Origin of the sequence: Thalassospira sp. TSL5-1 (genome assembly GCF_001907695.1) — a bacterium.
GTDB lineage: Bacteria > Pseudomonadota > Alphaproteobacteria > Rhodospirillales > Thalassospiraceae > Thalassospira.
The window spans coordinates 1,587,652-1,610,138 of record NZ_KV880637.1 but is presented as its reverse complement, the minus strand read 5'-3'; the positions used below and the strand labels follow the sequence as shown (position 1 = coordinate 1,610,138).

18 protein-coding genes and 3 tRNA genes are annotated in these 22,487 nt (G+C 52.0%); 12 read left to right on the top strand and 9 right to left on the bottom strand.

Annotated features, from left to right (window positions below; translation table 11 throughout):
- Positions 1–16: 16 nt before the first annotated feature.
- The 7 genes from pabB to LF95_RS07520 all read right to left on the bottom strand — a co-directional run bounded on the left by pabB (position 17) and on the right by LF95_RS07520 (position 7,981).
- Positions 17–1,426: an aminodeoxychorismate synthase component I gene (gene pabB / locus LF95_RS07550; RefSeq protein WP_073954366.1), complete on the bottom strand. Its 1,410-nt coding sequence runs from the start codon at positions 1,424–1,426 to the stop codon at positions 17–19.
- Complete coding sequence (locus tag LF95_RS07545) at positions 1,426–1,770, bottom strand: antibiotic biosynthesis monooxygenase family protein (RefSeq protein WP_073954365.1); 345 nt, start codon at positions 1,768–1,770, stop codon at positions 1,426–1,428. Before LF95_RS07545 ends, pabB begins: the two co-directional genes overlap by 1 nt.
- Positions 1,771–1,895: 125 nt before the next feature.
- On the bottom strand, positions 1,896–4,562 hold the full coding sequence (locus LF95_RS07540; RefSeq protein ID WP_073954364.1) for a valine--tRNA ligase: 2,667 nt from the start codon (positions 4,560–4,562) through the stop codon (positions 1,896–1,898).
- Positions 4,563–4,649: 87 nt separating this feature from the next.
- Positions 4,650–5,315: a DUF2497 domain-containing protein gene (locus LF95_RS07535; protein ID WP_252509690.1), complete on the bottom strand. Its 666-nt coding sequence runs from the start codon at positions 5,313–5,315 to the stop codon at positions 4,650–4,652.
- An 89-nt stretch (positions 5,316–5,404) separates the two neighbouring features.
- Positions 5,405–6,763, bottom strand: coding sequence for a TolC family outer membrane protein (locus LF95_RS07530; protein ID WP_073954362.1), 1,359 nt, complete (start codon positions 6,761–6,763; stop codon positions 5,405–5,407).
- 150 nt (positions 6,764–6,913) lie between these two features.
- Positions 6,914–7,237: a rhodanese-like domain-containing protein gene (locus LF95_RS07525; protein WP_073954361.1), complete on the bottom strand. Its 324-nt coding sequence runs from the start codon at positions 7,235–7,237 to the stop codon at positions 6,914–6,916.
- 90 nt (positions 7,238–7,327) lie between these two features.
- On the bottom strand, positions 7,328–7,981 hold the full coding sequence (locus LF95_RS07520; RefSeq protein ID WP_073954360.1) for a protein-L-isoaspartate O-methyltransferase family protein: 654 nt from the start codon (positions 7,979–7,981) through the stop codon (positions 7,328–7,330).
- A gap of 602 nt (positions 7,982–8,583) precedes the next feature.
- Between LF95_RS07520 and LF95_RS07515 the strand changes: the two genes are divergently transcribed.
- From LF95_RS07515 to LF95_RS07485, 7 genes are all read left to right on the top strand, one after another.
- On the top strand, positions 8,584–10,983 hold the full coding sequence (locus LF95_RS07515) for a methyl-accepting chemotaxis protein (RefSeq protein WP_168173671.1): 2,400 nt from the start codon (positions 8,584–8,586) through the stop codon (positions 10,981–10,983).
- Between the two features lie 156 nt (positions 10,984–11,139).
- Positions 11,140–11,213, top strand: a tRNA-Cys gene (locus LF95_RS07510).
- Between the two features lie 4 nt (positions 11,214–11,217).
- A tRNA-Asn gene (locus tag LF95_RS07505) sits at positions 11,218–11,293 on the top strand.
- 239 nt (positions 11,294–11,532) lie between these two features.
- The gene (locus LF95_RS07500) at positions 11,533–12,450 is read left to right on the top strand and encodes an aldo/keto reductase (RefSeq protein ID WP_073954358.1); all 918 of its coding nucleotides are present in this window, start codon (positions 11,533–11,535) and stop codon (positions 12,448–12,450) included.
- Between the two features lie 287 nt (positions 12,451–12,737).
- A tRNA-Asn gene (locus LF95_RS07495) sits at positions 12,738–12,813 on the top strand.
- Positions 12,814–12,902: 89 nt separating this feature from the next.
- Complete coding sequence (locus LF95_RS07490) at positions 12,903–13,223, top strand: hypothetical protein (RefSeq protein WP_073954357.1); 321 nt, start codon at positions 12,903–12,905, stop codon at positions 13,221–13,223.
- Positions 13,224–13,460: 237 nt separating this feature from the next.
- Positions 13,461–16,145, top strand: coding sequence for a bifunctional acetate--CoA ligase family protein/GNAT family N-acetyltransferase (locus LF95_RS07485; RefSeq protein ID WP_073954356.1), 2,685 nt, complete (start codon positions 13,461–13,463; stop codon positions 16,143–16,145).
- A gap of 111 nt (positions 16,146–16,256) precedes the next feature.
- Here LF95_RS07485 and LF95_RS07480 read toward each other — a convergent pair whose 3' ends face one another.
- Both LF95_RS07480 and LF95_RS07475 read right to left on the bottom strand, forming a co-directional pair.
- A complete protein-coding gene (locus tag LF95_RS07480; protein WP_073954355.1) occupies positions 16,257–16,697 on the bottom strand; it encodes a MerR family transcriptional regulator in 441 nt (146 codons plus the stop codon).
- Positions 16,698–16,837: 140 nt separating this feature from the next.
- Positions 16,838–18,319: a right-handed parallel beta-helix repeat-containing protein gene (locus tag LF95_RS07475; protein WP_073954354.1), complete on the bottom strand. Its 1,482-nt coding sequence runs from the start codon at positions 18,317–18,319 to the stop codon at positions 16,838–16,840.
- Positions 18,320–18,595: 276 nt separating this feature from the next.
- Here LF95_RS07475 and LF95_RS07470 point away from each other — a divergent pair, with 276 nt between their 5' ends.
- From LF95_RS07470 to LF95_RS07450, 5 genes are all read left to right on the top strand, one after another.
- On the top strand, positions 18,596–19,396 hold the full coding sequence (locus tag LF95_RS07470) for a DUF4198 domain-containing protein (protein ID WP_083607555.1): 801 nt from the start codon (positions 18,596–18,598) through the stop codon (positions 19,394–19,396).
- A gap of 297 nt (positions 19,397–19,693) precedes the next feature.
- The gene (gene cbiM / locus LF95_RS07465) at positions 19,694–20,317 is read left to right on the top strand and encodes a cobalt transporter CbiM (RefSeq protein WP_073954353.1); all 624 of its coding nucleotides are present in this window, start codon (positions 19,694–19,696) and stop codon (positions 20,315–20,317) included.
- Positions 20,318–20,327: 10 nt separating this feature from the next.
- Positions 20,328–21,056 (top strand): hypothetical protein, encoded by a 729-nt coding sequence (locus LF95_RS07460; protein WP_073954352.1) that lies wholly within the window; start codon positions 20,328–20,330, stop codon positions 21,054–21,056.
- Positions 21,053–21,835: a cobalt ECF transporter T component CbiQ gene (gene cbiQ, locus LF95_RS07455; RefSeq protein WP_073954351.1), complete on the top strand. Its 783-nt coding sequence runs from the start codon at positions 21,053–21,055 to the stop codon at positions 21,833–21,835. Before LF95_RS07460 ends, cbiQ begins: the two co-directional genes overlap by 4 nt.
- On the top strand, positions 21,817–22,485 hold the full coding sequence (locus LF95_RS07450) for an energy-coupling factor ABC transporter ATP-binding protein (RefSeq protein WP_073954350.1): 669 nt from the start codon (positions 21,817–21,819) through the stop codon (positions 22,483–22,485). The genes cbiQ and LF95_RS07450 overlap by 19 nt, the downstream gene beginning before the upstream one ends.
- Positions 22,486–22,487: the final 2 nt, after the last annotated feature.

The window sequence follows — 22,487 nt, the reverse complement described above, 5'->3', positions numbered from 1 at the left end:
TGTCAACATTGGCGCGTTATTGATCATCAAGCACGATATCCAGAGCCGCCATTAATTTCGCCGCCTTGGCCAGTGTTTCTTCATATTCCGCCGCTGGCTCACTATCGGCAACGATACCACCCCCAACATTAAAGGCCACCTTACCGTCATGAACGGTAAGGGTTCGGATGGCGATGTTGGTATCCATCACGCCATCAAAGCCAATAAACCCGATTGCCCCGCAATAGGCCCCACGTCGCATTTGCTCCAATTCGGTAATGATCTCCATCGCCCGTATTTTTGGAGCCCCGGTAATGGAACCACCGGGAAAACACGCCATCAATAAATCAATCGCATCTTGTCCGTCATCAAGCTGCCCGGTCACAGTGGATACCAGATGATGCACATTGGCAAAGCTTTCCAGATCGCAAATCGGATCCGCGATAACCGAATGGGGCTTGCACACACGCGATAAATCATTGCGCAACAAATCGACAATCATGACATTTTCCGCCCGGTCCTTTTCCGATACGAGCAGATCCTGCGCAAAAGTCGCGTCTTCAACCGGTGTTTTGCCACGCGGGCGCGTTCCCTTGATCGGTTTGGTTTCAACTGCCCCAGCTTCATCCACCATCAAAAACCGTTCCGGCGAGTTTGACAGAATGGCAATAGTGCCAAAATTCAGGAACGCGCCAAAAGGTGCCGGACTAAGCCCCCGAATACGCCGGTAAAGCCCCCAAAGGTCGCAAAGCTGTGCAGAATCATATTGGGCCGAAAAAGACTGCGACAGATTGGCCTGAAAAATATCACCGGCAAAAATATAGTCCTTCACCCGGCCAACGGCGGATTGATAACCGTCGCGCGTAAAATTGGGCTGCCACGGGGCAATTGCAGGCGCGGATGGTGCTGCAGGCAATGTTTGTTTGCTTTGCCCCTGCATCACGCCCGCCAGGGCCTGCTGCGCATCCATAATTTGTGCCTGAGCACGCATATCGGATGCTGTTTGACTTTGGGCATCCAGGCCATGCGCGATGATCCACATCCGCCGATTGGCAAGGTCAAAAGATATTACCACATCATAAATGCCCGCCAACATGTCGGGAATATTGATGAAATCGTTTTGCGGTACTGGCAGGGTTTCAAGCTGTTGGCACAGGTCATAACCAAAATAACCAACCAAGCCGCCCTGAAATGGCGGCAAATCGGGATTATGGGCAATTTGATAGCTGTCCAACAAATCACGGATGGCGGTAAAGGGTGCCGCATCAATGGCCTGATCATCAACGCTTACCACACCATCACGTGCCGAAATCATATGCACCGGATGAACGGCAATATAGGAAAAACCGCTATCTCCGCCAGAATCAAGAAAATGCCGACCCGTATTATTGGCAAAGGCAGAAAATGCCAGTTCCGGGTCGATATAGGGATGCTCAATCGCCAGCATTATGCCTGTTCCGGCCGGTCAAAATCATAGGCCCGTTCAACGCGGGCAACCCGCAAGGTATAACTTTTATACCATTTCTCGCGGCCCATATTGCGCGCAGCGGTGTGATCAAGCTGCTTCTTCCAGGCAAGGATGGAGGCTTCATCACGCCAATAGGAAACCGTAATCCCCATGCCTTCGTCATCCCGTGCTGTGGAATCCTGACCAAGATATCCATCCTGTTGCGCGGCAAGGTTGCTCATTTCCGTGGCGGTTATGCCATAGCCTTCTTCATCCTCATCAGTACGGACCGATGCAAAAATGACGGCGTAATAAGGGGGCGAAGGCAAACGCGAAAGCGTCATCTGCTGTCTCCTGCACGATGTTCAGGGCGTCAATTTAGGCGATTCCCACCAGATTTCCAGAAACAAAAAAGGGGTGCGACATTTCCCGCACCCCTTTCCCAAATCATTGACGCGAAGCCGCAACCTTACATGGCAGCAATCCGGTCATATCCTTCCTGAAGCTTGCCAAGCGTATTACGGGCCTCTTCAAGTTTGGCTTTTTCCGCAGCGACGATTTCTTCTGGTGCACGGCTGACAAAGCGTTCGTTGGCCAGCTTGCCTTCCTGTGCCTTGATATATTTTCCGATCTTGTCGATTTCCTTTTCAAGACGGGACTTTTCAGCCGCCACGTCAATGAAATCGGCAACCGAAACAAAAACCGGCACGCCATCCACAACCGTCTGGATCGCACCTTTGGCAATGGCTTCAACCTTGTCCTGCCCGACCAGATTAATGCTGGCAACACGCGCCAGACGTTTGATCTGAGCTTCCTGTGCCGTGATGGCCGATTTCATGGCATCGGACGCATCCACCAGATAAATCGGCACTTCGGCAGATGGCGGGACATTCATTTCCGAACGCACACCACGGATATTTCCGATCAGACGCAAGGCCATATCCATTTCCGACTCAACACTGGCATCAATCAGATCCTCGCCCAATACCGGCCATGCCTGAGACATCAGAAGGCCACTGTGTTTTTCGCTGGTCTGCGCCCAAAGCTCTTCGGTGATGAAGGGCATGACAGGATGCAGGATCAGCAAAATCTGATCCAGAACCCAAGCTGCCGTGGCGCGGGTTTCCGCCTTGGCATCGGCATCATCCCCCATGAAAACGGGCTTTGCCAGCTCCAGATACCAGTCACAGAAGGTCCCCCAGACAAACTGGTAGGCCCCACCCGCAGCATCGTTGAAACGATAGTTTTCAATCGCGGTTGAGACGGTTTTGGCGGCTTCGGCAACCTTACCGACGATCCAGCGGTTCAGCGTGGATTTGACCGATTTGGGATCAAAGCCCTCAATCACCTGGCATTCATTCATTTCGCAGAAACGTGCCGCGTTCCAGATTTTGGTCGCAAAATTGCGGTAGCCTTCCACGCGCGACGTCGCAAGCTTGATGTCCCGCCCCTGGGCGGCAAGGGCCGTTAGCGTCATACGCAGGGCATCACAACCATATTCCGAAATCAGATCCAGCGGGTCAATCACGTTGCCCTTGGATTTGGACATTTTCTGACCGTGTTCATCGCGGACCAGCGCATGGATATAGACATCACGGAACGGCACCTGCCCATCCATGAAATGCATCCCCATCATAATCATGCGGGCAACCCAGAAGAAAATGATATCAAAGCCAGTGACGAGAACATCGCCAGGATAGTATTTACCCAGCTCAACCGTCTTTTCCGGCCACCCCAGCGTGGAGAACGGCCACAAGGCGGACGAGAACCAGGTATCGAGAACATCGGTTTCCTGGGTCAGCTCCACATCCTTGCCGTAATGGGCCTTGGCAGCAGCAATAGCTTCTTCCTCGGTTTCTTCAACAAAGAAGGTGCCATCCGGGCCAAACCAGGCCGGAATCCGATGCCCCCACCACAACTGACGCGAAATACACCAAGGCTGGATGTTGCGCATCCATTCAAAATAGGTATTTTCCCAGTTTTTCGGCACAAAACGGATACGGCCATCTTCAACTGCTTCGGTCGCCGGTTTTGCCAGGACTTCGGCATTTACAAACCACTGATCGGTCAGGTAAGGCTCGATCACCACATTGGAACGGTCGCCATAGGGAACCATATGAACGGTTTCCTCGATTTTTTCGAGCAAACCGAGTTCTTCCATTTTAGCAATGATCAGATCACGCGCCTTAAAGCGATCAAGGCCACGATATTCTTCGGGGGCATTGTCGTTAATGCAGGCATGATCATCGAGGATATTGATCTTTTCGAGATCATTGCGCTTGCCGACTTCAAAATCGTTAAAGTCATGCGCCGGGGTGATTTTCACCGCACCAGAGCCCTTTTCCGGGTCAGCATATTCATCGGCGACAATGCGGATACGGCGACCAACAATCGGCAGAATGCAATATTTGCCAACCAGATCGGCATACCGTTCATCGTCGGGATGAACCGCAACAGCCGTATCACCCAGCATGGTTTCAGGACGGGTCGTGGCAACGGTAATAAACTCGCCTTCGCGGCCTTCAATCGGGTATTTGAAATGCCAGTAATGGCCCTTGACCTCTTTCTGGACCACTTCAAGGTCGGAAATCGCGGTCAGAAGTTTCGGATCCCAGTTCACCAGGCGTTTGTCGCGATAAATCAACCCCTGTTTATGCAGGGTGACAAAAACCTTGCGCACCGCAGCCGACAGGCCATCGTCCATCGTAAAGCGTTCACGCGGCCAATCGGGCGATGCACCAAGGTGGCGTAACTGGTTGGTAATGGTCCCGCCGGACTGTTCTTTCCATTCCCAGACCTTTTCGACGAATTTTTCACGTCCCAGGTCGTGGCGGGTCACATTTTGGGCACCAAGCTGGCGTTCAACCACCATCTGGGTCGCAATGCCGGCATGGTCGGTGCCGGGCTGCCACAGAGTGTCCTTGCCGCTCATGCGGTTATAACGCACCAGAATATCCTGCAGGGTGAATGTCAGGGCGTGGCCCATATGCAGGCTACCGGTCACGTTGGGCGGCGGCATCATAATGACATAGGGATTTTCTTTGCTTTCCGGGTGGGCGGCAAAGGCTCCGGATTTTTCCCATTTTTCGTAGAGTTTGGTTTCCACGTCTGCCGGGTTGTAGGTTTTATCCAACATCGTCTTTCTGATCCGCTGCGGGTTTTCGTATTAAAAGAAAAAGCGGCGCACCGAAGGCGCGCCGCTATATTCTGCTCATCGGCTCGCCTAGAGGTCTTCGGCGCGGCTCACGATCCGCTCGATTTCCTTTTTCACAAGGCGTTCGATCATATAAGGCAAATTCTCGTCCAGCCACTCTTTCAAAATCGGGCGCAACATATCACGCACCAGATCTTCCAGTGTGGCATGTCCGGCATTAATCCCCAAACCAATCGCACGCTTGCGCGCAACCGCCTGGGCCAGTTCCGTCATGCTACCGGCAGCAGAAGATTCCGTCGTTCCCGAAATCAGGGCCGGTTCGTCATCATCTTCCTGCTCATAAAAGGCTGGCATCGGCTGCCGTGGCTCTTCCCGAACAGGTTCAGGCTCGGGTTCGGGCTCCGGCTCTTCCTCTTCGACCTGCTCTTCAAAATCAAGCATATCGTCAAGGTCCATGCTTTCAGGCTCAAGGTCCAGCTCCTCTTCATCATCAAGATCAAGAGGCTCCGGTTCCTCGTCGTCAAGCTCCAGCTCTTCTGGTTCATCTTCCAGAACCAGTTCGTCATATTCGTCTTCCGGCTCGTCAAAAACCTCTGGTTCCGGTTCAGGCTCGGGAGCCGGGGCCGACTTCGGTTTTGCCGGTTCCTTTTTTTCATCCTCGCCCTCATCCGCAAGAATTTTGCGGATAGACTGAAGGATGTCCTCCATTGAAGGTTCCTGTTGCCCATCACTCATTGGTTTTCTTCCGCGCTAAAATAACCACCGAACGGATCCGGTCGATTATACGGCCTTTCTTTTCAAGGCCGGTTGTTGGCACTTCCGGATCAATCAGTTCCCCACAATTGATCCTTAACTTTATTATAGTTCTGTTCTACATCGTAAATTTCAACCGGCAGGCCGAGAACTTGTGCATTCAAGGCTCCGATTGCTGCCTTAACCTGGAACTCGGCAACGGCGGCATCACGGCGTGACTTTACCAGTGCAACGCGCGCCTGCAACAGTTCCTGTTCCTGGTCAAGCACGTCAAGAACCGTACGCGACCCAACCGAGGCTTCGCGCTGGACACCATCAAGAGCAACTTCGGCAGACGAAACTTCGGCCTGCTGGCTTTCGATGCTGGCACGGGCCGTTACCAGATTTTCCCAGGCACTGGTTGCACTTTCGATCACTTCCCGACGGGTCTGATCCACGACAATGCGCGCCTGCCCTGCCGTCTGTTTGGCAGCACGAATGCTGGAATATTCGGCCCCCTTCTGATAGATCGGCACCGTCACTTCCGCCATAACTTCGGCTGTATCGGTGGTGGTATCCTCGGAACTGGCTTCCCGGCTACGCGACAAACCCGCTGTCAGATTAACGACGGGATAAAGTGCCCCCTCGCTCAGACGGATATTGTCATGGGCTGCTTCTTCGGAATACTGCGCCTGCAACACATCAGGATGCTGGACACTGGCAGTGTCGATCACCTGCTTAACGCTGGTCGGAAGCCCCTCGAGAGAAGCCGGAATTTTCAGGTCGACCGGTGCATTACCAACCAGGCGTTCATAAACCGCACGGGTATTGGCAAGTGTTCCCTGGGCCGCAATCAAATTGGCCTTTGCACCAGCAAGACGTGCCTCAGCCTGGGAAACGTCGGTGCGGGTCACTTCGCCCACCGAAAAACGATCCCGGGTTGCCTCAAGCTGGCGTTCAAGAACGCGAATGTTATTCTGGTTCAGTTCAACAACGGCCGTATCACGCAAAACGTTGAAATATGCCGTTGCAACATTCAAAAATACAGACTGTTCGGTTGACCGCAGAGCAGCACGTTGCGCCTGAATACGGGCTTCGGCACGTTTGGTTTCGGCTTCTGTCCGGCCACCACGATAAAGCGGCTGGCTGACATTCAGACCAACCTGATAGGGATTAAGCGTGGTATCGTTTGTGCTGGCAGCCTGACCAGTATCAACGTCAAGTTTGCGAATACCCGCGCTACCATTGAGCTGAACCGTCGGGCGCCAGTTTGACAAAGCCTGAGAGATTTCTTCATCAGTTGCACGCAATTGTGCCCGGCCCGCTTCGAGGGTCGGGTTATTCTGATATGCTTTGGCAAGCGCATCATCGAGGGTTTCAGCAGACGCCCCCGTAGAAATCACGCCGGCCGTTGCCAGAATGCTACAGGTGAGCAAGAACCGTTTTATCATTTATACACCCTTGTCAAAGTCCTACACTAAGTCCCGACCCCAGCGCAGTTCCGATATGGTAACGTTGCCAATAAAAATGTCCAAAAAAAGAACCAGTTGGAAGTAAAATTTCCAAAAATTCCCTTATTTAACCGAATTCATACAATCACGTCAGTCATATCGTGGCATCTCTGGCGCGATTTCCAAAGCCCACTTTTCAATACCACCAGAAATATTAAAAACATCCCGCAGGCCATGTGCCACCAAAAACATCGCGGCATGACGGCTGCGAACACCATGATGGCAGAGGACCGCTACCGGTTTTTCGGCATCTATTTCCCGAAAACGCCGGGCCATATCACCCAATGGAATATGCAAGGCCCCTTCAATCGAACAAATATCGAGCTCCCATGCTTCACGAACATCGACAAGCGTAAATGGAACGGATGTTTCCATCATGCTTGCAACTTCCTGACACGAAATATCCCGGACCATGTCCAATTAAAACAAACCTTGCAATATCAAATAGCGTAACGATGCGTTCCGGTATTGGTACACCAGCACCGGAACACTGTAACGGTCAAATCAGAAGACAAAACTTTCAACCGGCTCGAAGCCTGGCAGATACGGCACATTGGCATCAAACAGATCCCGATGCCCGACCACACCATGTTCGCGTTCATAAAGACGGGCCACACCAACTTTATCAGCCTCGCGCACAACCGCCAGCAAACGGCCACCCTCGCCAAGCTGTTCCAAGATGGCTTCGGGCACTTCGGCAACCGCACCATCAAACATAATCACATTATAGGGTGACTGTTTGGGATAACCTGCAACCACATCGCCTTCGACAACGATGACATTGTCATAGTTGTTCTCCTGCAGGATTTTTTCGGCCTTCTGCACCATCGTTGCATCACTTTCGATTGCAACCACAGTTTCGGCCACCCGCGACAACAGCGCACTGGAATAACCAAAGCCTGCACCAATCACCAGGGCGACATCCGTCGTTTCAATTTCGGCAATCTGCATCAAGCGTGCAATCACCATCGGTTCGATCGCATAACGGCCATTGCCAATCGAAATGTCTTCATCGACATAGGCAACACCCTTCTTGCTTTCGGGCAGGAACAGTTCGCGCGGGACCTCTTCCATCGCTGCGATGACCAAAGGATCCGTCACCTTGTTGGCACGAACCTGATTTTCCACCATGTTGTGGCGCGCGACTTGATAATCCATCATATCTGACCTGAAATTCCCGCAAGAAATGCACTATGGCCTACCGGAAACACATCCGGGCAGGCCTGACGAGGTGAGACGTTTATAATCAGCCTGCGTGCGCCTGACAACATTGGAAATTGCCGCAAAGCAACACCAGGACCCAAATTGCCTGTTTGATCAGACAAAGCAGTCACTTTCCAAGGCCGCTCCCCTGCTCTTCGACTGTCGAGCCTGCGCTGCATTTTGCGACCTATATAAAAGTCTTACATTTTCCCGCCCTGAGAGACAGGGCCCCAAAAAACGTAAGCAAGATATTTCTGGAGGTTTCACAAACAAAGAATCGCCATTTCCCGGCTGCAGCCCCCCACTAACACATACTTTATCGACTGGAATTTTTCAAAATTGCCCAGCAAGAAGTTGGTAAACCTCCGCAAGATTTTCCCTGTTGATAATACTATCGGATAGTATAAATATCTGCCCCTCAAATCATTATTAGTGAAAAAAAATTCTGATATTTCGGTGTGTTATCAACTTTCCTGCAAGCACATCGAAAAATCACGCTCACAATTTCAGAGGGGATCATGCGGGATACAGGACCGGTTACAAACCAAGAAGTCGAATTGAAAAATGACAGCATTCTTGTCTCACGCACAGATCTTGGTGGTAAAATTGTTTTTGCCAACAAAACCTTCATAGAGATCAGCGGTTTTTCCGAAGATGAACTGCTTGGATCGCCGCACAATATCGTCCGCCATCGCGATATGCCCCAAGAGGCATTTGCCGATTTATGGTCAACCATAAAGGCTGGCCGCCCGTGGCAGGGTATTGTCAAAAACCGCTGCAAAAATGGTGATCACTACTGGGTCCGCGCCAATGTTACCCCGGTTATTGAAGACGGTAACGTTACGGGTTTTATTTCAATCAGAAGCAAACCCACGGCCGAACAAAAAAGACAAGCCGAACAAACCTATGCTGCCCTGCGCAACAATTCAGGTGCAGGCATTGGCCTTGATGACGGCCAAATCGTTACCAATAGCCTTGCAGCCCGGATCAAGAATCGTCTTACCGGCATTCGCGGCAGCCTGTCCCTGGTTCTCGGATCGCTGATCGTTTTAATGTCTATCACGGTGGGCTTTGGCATATGGACAGCACAAAACACCATCAATCATGTTTCTGACATTTATGAAAACCGCGTCAAACCACTTAATCTTCTAAAGTCAGTATCCGACGATTATGCTGTGTTCATTGTGAATGCAGCAAACAAGGTCAATAACGGAAATTCCAACTGGGAAGGCGGATTAAAGGATATCAGGGCCGCCCAAGACAGAATTCATGACAATTTTGCCAACTACCTCTCCCGTGACTTGCATCCCAGCGAAGAATCGCTTGTGCACGACGTTACCGCCATGATGACAGTGGCAGACGACCTGGCGACAAAACTGGAACAAAGCTTCCAGACCAAAGACCGGCCTTTGCTGGACAACCTTGTCAAACAGCACCTTTATCAAACCATTGAGCCGCTAACCGCTGCGATTGGCGAGCTTGCCAAATTGCAATCAGAACTGACAAATGACGGTCTTACAAATGCAAAAGATGATCTCTATTCAGGGCTGACAGTTAATATCCTTCTTATCGTGTTTGCGTTTGTGCTTACGGTTATTTACGGCAATCTTATCATCCGTAAACTGCGCAATCCCCTATTGCGCATGGAAGACCATTTTGCAGCCATCGCCCGCAATGACCTGTCCCACGATATCGAACTCCCTACCGTGCCAGACTTTAAACCTGTCATTCAGCAATTGCGCGCCTTGCACGCCAAGTTGGCCTATAACATCCTTGAACGCCGTGAAAACGAAGAAAAGGTTCAAAACCAGCGTGTTTCTGCCCTGCAAAATCTGGCAGAAACGGTCGAGCGCGAATTACAGATCGTTGTCGCAACCATTATCGAACAAACATCGCGCCTAAACGCGTCGGCTGGCGATATGGCGGGCTCGTCGAAGCGAGTATCATCGAATTCGGACAGCGTTGCCGCCGCTGCGCATGAGGCCCTGGCAAATGCTGAAACTGTTTCCGGGGCGTCTGAACAACTGGCAGCGTCCATTCGCGAAATCACCCTTCAGATTAGCGAGGCAACATCTGTAACAACTGAAGCCAACACTTCAGGAATGGATGCCGAACGCACTGTTTTATCTCTAAAAGATAGCGTAGATCGGATTGGCGAAGTAGCTGAACTGATTGCCGATATCGCCGCCCAGACCAACCTTCTGGCATTGAATGCGACAATTGAGGCCGCCCGCGCGGGTGACGCTGGCAAAGGCTTTGCCGTGGTCGCACAAGAAGTTAAAAACCTGGCCAACCAGACTGCCCGCTCTACCGAAGAAATCACCCGTCAAATCGGCGAAATACAACACGTCACCGGGTCGGTCGTCTCAACCGTCCAACATATGAGCCAGAATATCCGCCGGATTGACCATGTAGCGTCAAGTGTCGCCACATCGGTTCACCAACAGGATAGCGCGACACAGGAAATTGCCCGAAACGTTGTTGAAACGGCCAGAGCCTCCAATGAAGTCACCGAAAAAATCGCGATTGTTGCCCGGGAAGCCGACCAGAACCTTGAGCGTGCTGAAAGCATGAATCGCATTGCCGTTCAGGTCGATCAAAGCATTGCCGAATTGCGTGCCACCCTTGTTCGCATCGTGCGCACGGCAACGCCCGAGGTTAATCGCCGCCGCGACCCCCGATTTGACTTTGAAGCCGGCATTGCCATTACGGTGAATGGCGAGACCATCGAAGGTAAAACCATCGACATTTCCAATGGCGGCAGCAAGGTGAAACTGAAAAAACCAGTCAAGCCAGGATCACGGGGGACAATTCAATTTGATGGTACAAATATCAAACTGTCTTTTGAGGTGGAAAACAGCCACGAAGACATTGCCAATCTGTATTTCACCGATCCGTCAGGGCGCGAAAAAATGCTGCGGCCGTGGCTGGAACGACAGATAAAACGCTGCCCATAATCCGCCAAACACCACAATTTTATCACCAGCCGCTGGCCCCAAACCGGCGGCTGAGCTGCTTTTTGGCCTAAATTCCTGTCATTGTACAAAAAATGTAAAATTGGGTGCTTGACGGGCTGTATTCGATAGGGCTATACACCGCCCTGCCGACGCGATGGCGCGATGGCGGAGTGGTCACGCAGAGGACTGCAAATCCTTGTACGCCGGTTCGATTCCGGCTCGCGCCTCCACTAATCCGGCATAGCTCAGTTGGTAGAGCAAATGACTGTTAATCATTGGGTCGCAGGTTCGAGTCCTGCTGCCGGAGCCAATGTGAAAAGGGATCGAACCTTGGGTTCGGTCCCTTTTTCTTTGTACTTTCATCATCAAGCACCCGTTATAAGCCATCAAACGCACCCCCAATGATAAGGCTGGCGAACATATATGAATAGTTTACCCCGCCCTACGGGCTTGCTAGGACAATGCCAGCAACCAAACCAACAACAATAGCCCCTTGGATCGCAAAACCCTGCTGTTTTGCGCCTTTATACGGGGCGACGGGGACCGGATATGTCGCTATCACGCCGAAAACTTGCCAACGACCTTAGCTTTTCAACACTGGCCTGGGGTGCCTGGCGCCTGCGAAACAGCCCGGATATCAATAGCGACAACGATATATTACGCCTTGTTGAAACCGCCCTTGATCTTGGCATTACCACCATTGATCACGCCGATATTTACGGCAATTACGGCTGCGAAGAATTGTTTGGCAACGCACTGGCCAAGGCATCGCATTTGCGCCAGAAAATGGAAATCGTTACCAAGTGCGATATTGCCTTAGCTTGTGAGGGCAAACCCGAAAATCGCATTAATCATTACAACACCAGTAAAAAACATATTCTCGCATCTGTCGAATCCTCGCTTCGCAACCTTCGGACCGATCATATTGATGCGCTGCTATTGCATCGGCCAGACCCACTGATGATTGCCGATGAAGTTGCCGATGCCTTCAACCAGCTAAAACGCGATGGCAAAGTACGCTATTTTGGCGTTTCAAATTTTACCCCATCGCAATTCAACCTGCTGCAAAGCCGTCTTGAGGCACCGATGATCACAAACCAGGTGGAATGCTCGGTACTGGAGCTTGCGCCCGTTTTTGATGGCACGTTTGATCTCATGCAGCAAAACCGTATCAGCCCCATGATCTGGTCGCCACTTGGCGGCGCGCGCCTGTTTCGCGATAAAGACGATGCCGTTGCCGCCCATTTAAGGCCCGTCCTTGAAGACATGCGGGTAAAATACGATGCCCCCGGCATTGGCGAAATTGCCATTGCCTGGCTTTTGGCCCTACCGTGCCAGCCAATCCCTGTTTTGGGCACCATGAAACCCGAACGCCTGAAAGATGCCACCACGGCGTGTTCAATCAGGTTGGACCGCCAGGACTGGTTTACCATCCTGGTTGCGGCCCAGGGGCATCCTGTGCCGTAACAATCAACGAATTGTTATCCGGGCCATAATGGGATGACGGATGATCCTGGAATTACCTGGCGTGCGCCCTACACGGCCGGGGCTGGAATATATCACGACCAAAGAACGGGACCAGTAGCTTAACAGCCAGGTCCCACTTCGCTTTGAGCGTTTGATAAGGCATTGAAACTGGATAAATTTTGCCAAATTTGAATTTTTCGCGCTTTTTTATCAAAAAAGGTCTTGCGCCCGTTTCCGGGTTTTATTATACCCCTGCCACACGCTTCGAACGGAGCGCCAAACACTGATCCGGCATAGCTCAGTTGGTAGAGCAAATGACTGTTAATCATTGGGTCGCAGGTTCGAGTCCTGCTGCCGGAGCCAATTTAAAAGGGGCCGAACATTTTGTTCGGTCCCTTTTTCGTTTGATCGGCGTTAACCGTTTTTCACCTTAGGCCAAAAGGGATTAACCAATGAAAATTGCAAATATCGAATTGCGCAAGGTTCAACTGGGCACACTGGCCGGATCAACCGATGGCTGGCTGATCATTGGTGAAAAAGATGTCATTCACGGCACCGTACACCCGATTGACGGCGAGCTTTATACTATCGCCTCAACCACGGACGAACGCATTCAGGCCTTTGGATGGTGCCCGATGTTTGATAGTCTCGAACATGTTCACAATGATGTTGCCATCGCCCTTGCCATGAGCAGTGCGGCTGAAGTGGAACAGTGGATTGAAGACTCCGAACGCCACGATCTTGACCATGATCATGGCGAACATTTGCATTAAGCCCGATCATATTTCATAACGCATGCGCACGCCCTGCCCTGACAGTTTTGTTCCAGAATTATGAAGTCTGTCGCCTTTTTGATTCAGAACAAGGCAAATAAGGGTCGGAAGTAATAATTTCCGCATCTGCGAAATGCCGTTATTCCGATCACATCATACGGAATCGAAAACGGGTTACATTGCGCAGCTTGTGCATTTGCACACAGTCCATTCCGACAGCAAAGCGGGAATTCGGTTATGAGCACAGTCAATCTCGAACATCTCTTCAAACCGTCCTCGGTCGCCGTTATTGGCGCATCCAATCGCCCGCATTCTGTCGGGCAGGTCATCATGCGCAATCTGCTGGCAGGCGGTTTTAACGGGCCGATCATGCCGGTCAATCCACGCAGCCAGTCCATTGGCGGCGTTTTGGCCTACCGCGATGTTGAAAGCCTGCCGGTTGTTCCCGAACTTGCCGTTATCTGCGTGCCGCCCAAGGCCGTTATTCCAGTAATGGAATGCCTGGATCAAAAAGGCTGCAAAGCTGCCATCGTGCTCACCGCCGGCCTTGGTTCCACCCCGCATGATGAAACCCGCAGCGTTAAACAGGCCATGCTGGAAACGGCTGCACGCAACAAAATGCGCCTGCTTGGCCCCAACTGCCTGGGCCTGATGGTTCCGGGTATTGGCCTTAACGCCAGCTTCAGCCATCAAAGCATTGAAAAAGGCAAAATCGCCTTTGTCTCGCAATCGGGCGCACTGTGCACGGCGGTGCTGGACTGGGCAGCAGCCCGCGGTGTTGGTTTTTCGCACTTTATTTCGCTGGGCGAATGCGATGATGTCGATTTTGGTGATGTGATCGATTATCTGGGCTCTGATCCGGAAACCCGGGCAATCATGCTTTATATCGAATCCATTCACGAACGCCGCAGCTTTATTTCGGCAGCCCGGGCCGCATCGCGTAATAAACCGATTCTGTGCATCAAATCGGGCCGCTTTGCCGAGGGTGCAGCCGCTGCCGCCTCGCATACCGGGGCCCTTGCCGGGGCCGATGATGTGTTTGACGCCGCCATCAAGCGGGCTGGTGTATTGCGCGTGTACACCGTTTCGGAAATGTTTTCGGCTGCTGAAACGCTGTCGCGCATGCGCCCCTTCAAGGGCGACAAGCTGGGTATTATTACCAATGGCGGCGGGATTGGCGTGCTGGCAGTCGATTCCCTGATCGAACAGCACGGCCAGTTGGCCCATCTCGAAGACGGCACGATTGATGCCCTGAACAAGGTGCTGCCCGACACATGGTCCCATGCCAACCCGATTGACATTATCGGCGATGCGCCGGGCGAACGTTATGCCAGTGCCATCGAACAGGTTTTAAAAGACCCGAATATCGACAGCCTGCTGGTCATGCACGCCCCGACCGCCATTACCGACCCGGTAGAGGTCGCAAGCGGGGTGATTGATGCCATCAAAAACACCCGTAAGAATATTTTGACCAACTGGGTCGGCGAAGCCACCGTCACACAAGCCCGCAAGCTGTTTTATGCTGCAGGGATACCGACCTACCGCACACCGGAAAATGCCGTAACGGCCTTTCAACACATGGTCAATTACCGCAAGCTGCAAGACCTTCTGATGGAAACGCCACCGTCGGTACCACAGGATTTCACCCCTGAAACCGACAAGGCCCGGCAGATCATTCATGCCGCCATTCATGCCGGTCGCAATATGCTGACCGAACCCGAGGCAAAGCAGGTTCTGCAATGCTATGGCATCAATACGGTCAAAACCATTTCGGTTACGAATGTTGCCGAAGCCGTCAGCACCGCCAAGGAAATCGGCTTTCCGGTCGCGCTTAAAATCCTGTCAGACGATATCAGCCATAAATCCGATGTTGGCGGTGTGGTCCTGAATTTGGAGAATGCCGAAGAAGTCGAACATGCTGGCGAAAAAATGCTGAAAAACATCGGCGAGCAATTCCCCGATGCACGCCTGCGCGGCTTTACCGTTCAGCAAATGGTCACACGGCGTAATGCCCGCGAACTGATTGTTGGCATGACGACTGACCCCATTTTTGGCCCGGTCATCCTGTTTGGTCATGGTGGCGTCGAAGTCGAAGTGGTGCGTGACCGGGCAATGGCCCTGCCACCACTTAACATGAAGCTTGCCCGCGAACTGGTTGAAGGAACACGCATTTATAACCTGTTAAAGGGGTATCGCGATGTCCCGCCCGTTAACCTGGAAGAACTGTTCATGACGCTGGTGCGCCTGTCGCAACTGGTAGTGCATTTGGGTGAAGTGGTCGAACTTGATATGAACCCGCTTCTGATTGACCAGAAAGGCGTGATTGCCCTTGACGCCCGCATCAAGGTCACGCCCAAGGTCGAAAGCGAGGATACGCGCCTGGCGATTCACCCCTATCCGCGCCATTTGAAACAGGAAATTGTGCTGGAAGACGGCACACAATATATGCTGCGCCCGATCAAACCCGAAGATGAACCGGCACACTATGCGTTCATGTCCAAACTGACACCGGAGGATATTCATTTCCGGTTCTTTGGGTCGGTCCGCGAATTACCGCATTCGGAAATGGCACGGCAAACCCAGCTTGATTACGACCGGGCAATGGCTTTTGTCGCAACCGTTCCCGATGGCACCGCCCAGGGGGATATTCACGGCATTGTCCAGGTTGCCATTGATCCCAACAATGAATATGCCGAATACGCCATCATGGTGCGTTCGGACATTAAGGGACGTGGTCTTGGCCGTATTCTGATGGAAAAAATGATCGAATTTTGCCGGACCAAGGGTGTGGGCACCTTCATTGGTCAGGTGTTGCCATCCAACCGGCGCATGCTCACGCTATGTGAGAAACTGGGCTTTACTCGCAAATATCTTGAAGACGAGGAAGTTTTCGAGGTCAAATTGCCGCTCAACCAGGACTAAACGCCACGCTGGCAGCTTAACCAAAAAACACCCTGTCCGTTCATCTCACGGACGGGGTGTTTTATATGATAAACAGTCAAAATGCCGTCAATGCAGCGGGTTAGCGCAAAATCACAGCCCGGCCTTTGCCGGTAATTTACGCACGATGTCGCGCACGGCCTCTTCGGGGTCAAGGCCTCGGGATTCAAGCGCTTCATAGGCTTCAGATTCGATCTTGCGCAATTCGCCCAATGTCGTTTGCACATCTTCAAGCTGCTGTTCCAACTCGCTAATGCGTTTGCGCCCCACCAGAATCAAATGCGCCAGCTGATCAGAATGACTGCGATCCGCGTCATACAGATCGATATATTCCTTAATATCTTCAAGCGTGAAGCCTAGGCGCTTGCCTCGCAGCACCAGCACCAGCCTTGCGCGATCACGGTAATTGTACACACGTGTTGCACCGGCGCGCTGGGGAGATAACAGGCCTTTGGTTTCGTAAAAGCGAATGGCGCGTGGCGTAATATCGAACTCTTCGGCAAGTTCTGTGATGCTATAAAGCTTATCGTTCATCTGTTTTTCTTATGCTCGGGACACTTGTTACACCATCGCCCCATACCTACGTCAAAGTCAATAAATTTACGCTAACGTTAGCATCATACCAGAATGAATCGGCTTGACGCGGCTGCAACTTTCTCTCCGCCGATAAATGTCTATTCCGCCCCCTGTAAACATTGCTGTAAATAATCCGGGTCAATCGGGCGATAGCGCGGCCCGGCAAACAGGCGATTGCCATCCAGCGCCCCTGGCATCAAACCATTTTCCGAATGCCAAACAGTCCCATCGGGCATTGGCACGGCCAATGGCTGGTCATAAGGCTCTGCCGTACCTGGCAACAGGGCGAGGTCACCGCAAATCCCCGCGCGGAAAATGGGGCCTTGGACCGGGAAACCACCCAAATACACACCAGGATAACGGTCAAACACCGATGGAAAAGTCGGGTGATTGCATAAATCACCCTCAAACGAGACGTCTTCCTGCGCGGAGAGTTCCAGCCCCTCGCCCAAAAACGGCTGCCCCGGCACCATCAAGCCTGGTGGCAATTCGGCCCTATCGGCATAGCCGATTGCATTGCGGCGATGGCACCACTGGCTGGTAGTTCCTTTTTTCACATATTGCTGGCGTAGATAAAAACTGTTGTGAAAGGTCTCGAACGGCAGGCTTGGCAAATCATCCGGGTCTTTGCCAAATTTAAAAACAGCCCCGCCATTATTCTCGTCCCCTTCGGGCCCGGGACGGGAATCGAACCAGCCAAGATTGCCAAAATAATACCAAAAACCGCCTTTCGCCCCGTCCTGCGAAAACCATTTATGGCAATTGTAAAGCTGGTTATAGCTAACCCACCAATTAACCGCAAAGGTTTCGGGCTCCACCGGGTTATCGCGCACGAATGAAAACCGATTGCGGGTAATCACAACATTGCAATTGAACTGCCCCAAAGGCGCATCGGCATTCTCATCAGAAATATCCAGCCGGATCGCATTGTAACAATGGCGGATATCATTATCGCGAATGACAACATCTCCCCGGATGTTGTTACTGCCAAAGAAGGCCCCGTTCAGATAACGATAGGGTGCCTTTTCGCCCGGCACCAATTCGCCATCATGGACCATCGCCCAGTTGATGTAACGCCATAGGCTGTCATCCTGCACCCAGTCACAACGCACCACTGAAATATGATGGCAGCCAGGACCATCCGCATAAAAGGCATAAGTCCCGCCAACCACCGACATGTCCTTGAAGGTCAGATGGTGGCTGTTTTCCATATACACAGCACTGGGCCAGCAGCGTTCAATACGAATATTATCCAGCCGAATATGACAACGATTGATCAAACGGAATGCAGCATAACGCGCCGGCCCCGGGCTGGTGGCCGAAACCTCAGGGTCGGGCGGACGACGACCATCAATAATGGCACCATGTTCCCCACGAATGATAATAGGTTCTGCCGGCGTTCCATCGCGCGGCAGGTCAATGGCCTCGGGCAGAAAATAACTTCCGGGCAGAAGCCGAATCAAATCCCCCGCGACACTGTCGGCAATCGCATCGCGCAATGTCATGGTATCGCGCCATTCACTATCAACCCAGTGCCGCCCGCCATCGGGCGTTACATAGACCATCCTTAACACAGCCATCCCCCTTTTCGATAAATATGCGAGCCCATCTAACTTATCCGAATCATACCACTATCAACACACGGATAAACCGTAATACGTGCAAAAAATACGCTTTTAAAGAGAGGCATTTACACTCGCATCAAGCCGACGGGACGACAGCAAGGACACAAACCATTTTAACTTCACACACTTTGATATTTTTTATGAAAAAATGATTTCAATAGCTTGACGATTGTTCTTCACAAATCTAGCGTTCGGTCCAAACGACATCCGCCATCAGAGAAGGTTAAATTCATGTCCAGTGTCAAAACACGTACTTTGACGGCGATCTTTGCCGGGATTGCAGTTTCATCGATGCTTGGGGGCACCGCGCAGGCCCATTTTCAGGAACTCATCCCCTCAACCAATGTCGTGGATCAGACCACCGGCAAAGATGTGCATTTCGACATGATTTTTACCCACCCGACCGACATGGGACCGACGATGGAAATGAAACGTCCGGCCCAGTTCGGGATGCAGGCGGATGGCAAAAAAACCGACCTGTCCGATCAGTTAATGCGCCACGATGTCGATAAAAAAGAGGCCTACCAAGCCGATGTCACTCTGCCCCGTCCGGCCGGTTATGTGTTCTATCTGGAACCTCAGCCCTATTATGAACCTGCCGAAGGCAAATATATCGTCCAATATACCAAAACCGTCATTGATGCCTTTGGTGACGGCAGCAAGTGGGATCAAATGGTCGGGTTTCCTGTCGAGATCGAACCCCTAACGCGCCCCTATGGGCTGTGGGCCGGCAACAGCTTTTCCGGTGTGGTAAAGCATAATGGCAAACCCGTACCGTTCGCCGAAATTGAAGTTGAATTCAAAAATGACGGCAGCGTGACATTGCCAAATGGCAGCTTTTCCACCCAAATCATCAAGGCTGATGCCAACGGCACGTTCACCTATACCACCCCTTGGACAGGCTGGTGGGTTTTTGCCGCATTGATTGAAGATGGCACACTGCCAACACCCGATGGCAAAGAAAATGTCCCGATTGAACGCGGTGGTGTTTTGTGGATCAAAACCGAAAATCCGGTCAAAACGGCAAATTAGACCAACCCAGTTCGCTTTGCAGCATGCGCAACCCGGAAGGCACGAAAGAAAGAAAAAATAATATAAAAACAAATAGTTGACTAAAAAATATCTATCATAAATTTCCAGGAAAAATATGAAAATAGGCGTTGTGACGCTTGACTTTCAACGGTTTCCGTCGCTACGCTGTTTTTCATTCAGAAAATATGAAACCGGTCATCGCATACGCATTTTTTGCGTATAAGACTTCAGTACACTGGTTTCTTTGCCTCCTTGCCGGTTGTATCGACGACCAACCTGATATTTAAGGACGATCAAATGCACATTGTTGATGGTGTCTTGTCAACGGACGTGGTTGTGACCGGCGCCGTCATTGCGGTGGGCGGCATTGCTTATGGCCTGCGTGGCATCACCATCGAAAACATGCCACGCACCGCCTTGCTCAGTGCGGTGTTTTTTGTCGCGTCCCTTATTCATGTTCCCATCGGGCCAACCAGCATCCATCTTATCATGAATGGCCTGCTGGGTCTGATACTGGGATGGGCGGCCTTTCCGGCGGTGTTCATTGCCCTTTTGCTTCAGGCCGTGTTTTTCGGCTTTGGCGGCATTACCGTGTTAGGGGTCAATACGGTCAATATGGCGCTGCCTGCGGTTCTGGTGGGGCTGGCTTTCAGCCCGTTTCTAGCCCGCGTAGATGGCCGGATCATGGCGGTTGTCGCCTTTGTCGCCGGGGCCTCATCCATTATGCTCAGTGCTGTTATGGTCGGCCTGTCCCTTGCCCTGAGCGGCCAGGAATTTCTCGCGACCGCAAAGCTCGTTTTCATCAACAACATTCCCATCATGGTGGTCGAAGGCTTCCTGACTGCCGCAGCTTTTTCGTTGATCAAAAAGGTGCGGCCAGCCCTGCTGCTTTCTGGTGCCTCTTCCCGTGTCACTGCCTGAGATCACTTCCATGCCATTTCCCGCGACCATTCATCGTTGTGTGCCCGGCTTTAAGGCTTCTGTTACACAGGGCACGGCCATTTTCATTGCGCTGGTCACCATCATACTGCTGCTCGCCCCTCATCGTGCCCAAGCACACAGCTTTCATGTTTTTGCCCTTGGCGATGGCGATATTATCGAAGGCTATGCCTATTTTGGCGGCGGCGCCCGGCCCCATCATGCTGCCTTTTCCATTGAAGGCAGCGATGGCAAAGTCCTTTTGACCGGGCAAACCAATGATAATGGCGAATTCCGGCTTCGGGTTGATCATCTGGATGATTACACCATTCGCGCCAATACCGGCGATGGACATGCGGCGTCCTATATCGTGAAATCCAGCGAACTTGCCGATGACCTGCCCAAGGCAACTGCCACCAGCCCGGCATCGGTTATCGCCCTGAATGCCACAGAAGACGCGCCAAATACCGATATTGCTTTGTCGACCAATACCGGCCCATCCCCGACAAGCAGTGTAATTGCACCGGAAAACCCACGCATAACAATAACCGCAGAGCAATTATCCAGCCTTGTCAGCCATGCGGTTGCAAAGCAGGTTAATCCGCTGCGTGAACAGATTGTCGCTTATGAAAACAAGGTGCGTTTTTCCGATATTATGGGCGGCCTTGGCATCATTATCGGCATATTCGGGACAATTGCATGGTGGCAGGCCCGAAAGCGCGTATCGCCCCCGCCAGAATGAATAAAAATTCCGTTCTGATACCGGCAGGCAAGGTAACAGCCCGCGATCTTACCGGTAAAATCGACCCCCGCGTCAGAATAACCGCAACGATTATACTGGCGATTGCCGTGGTTTCGTTTGCCAGTTGGCAGACTGTTACGGCAACCATCCTCTTTGCCCTCTCCATGATGGCCTTTTCGGCACCTGACTGGCGAAAATCCCTGCGCCGCATCCTGGCGATGGATGGTTTTATTGTCGCAACACTGATATTGCTGCCCTTTACCTATCCGGGAGATGTGATGTTCACGCTATGGGGCTTTGATGCCTCCTGGCAGGGTCTTTATCGCGCCATCATGATTGCATTAAAGGCCAATGCCGTGATGTGCGGGATCATTGCCCTTCTGGGCAATATGAGCAGCACCGAACTTGGACGTGGCATGACGGGCCTTTATCTGCCCACCAAGCTGACAACCCTAATGATGTTCACGGTTCGCTATATTGATGTGCTTCACCATGAATATTTAAGGCTCCGCCAATCCATGCGTGCCCGTGCCTTTCGCCTGAAAACAAACCGGCATAGCTGGAAAATGGTCGGATATCTGGTGGGTATGTTGCTGGTGCGCGCGCATGAACGCTCTGAACGCATTATATGGGCGATGAAATGCCGGGGCTTTCATGGGCATTATCATTTTGCCCACCTACCCCGGCTGGCTCGACGCGATATTGTGTTTGGTATTGCAATGCTGGCAGTGTTAGCGGCACTTACCACGCTGGAGGTTCTATGCCCGCCGATGATTTGATTGAATTGCGTGATATCTGCTTTTCATTTAACCAGGCAAAACCCGTACTGGATCATGCCGATTTCGGTTTAAGTCGCGGCGAACGGGTGGCGCTGACCGGGCCCAATGGGGCCGGTAAAACAACCTTGTTTCACATCATCATGGGCTTGCGCAAAGCCGATATCGGCACGGTCCGCATCCTGCAAAATACCTGCGTGAGCGAGCAAGATTTCGCCGCCATTCGCGGGCGCACGGGGTTATTGTTCCAGGATTCGGATGACCAGCTTTTTTGCCCGACCGTGATTGAAGATGTTGCCTTTGGCCCCCTAAACCTTGGTGCCAGCGATACCGACGCCATGGAAATTTCACGCAAGACCCTGAACGATCTTGGTCTGTTCGGGTTTGAAAATCGCATCACGCATCATCTTTCCGGCGGGGAAAAACGCCTGGTCGCCCTGGCAACCGTGTTGGCAATGCAGCCCGAAATCCTGTTGCTTGATGAGCCCACAACCGGCCTTGACCAGCATGTGGAAGTCCGGCTGACCGAAATCCTGCAAAATCTGCCCCAGGCAATGGTGATCATTTCGCATAATCATGCGTTCCTAAAGCAGGTTGCGACGCGCCAGATCCGGCTGCAAAATGGCAAACTTGTTTCTGATACGCCGCAATAAAC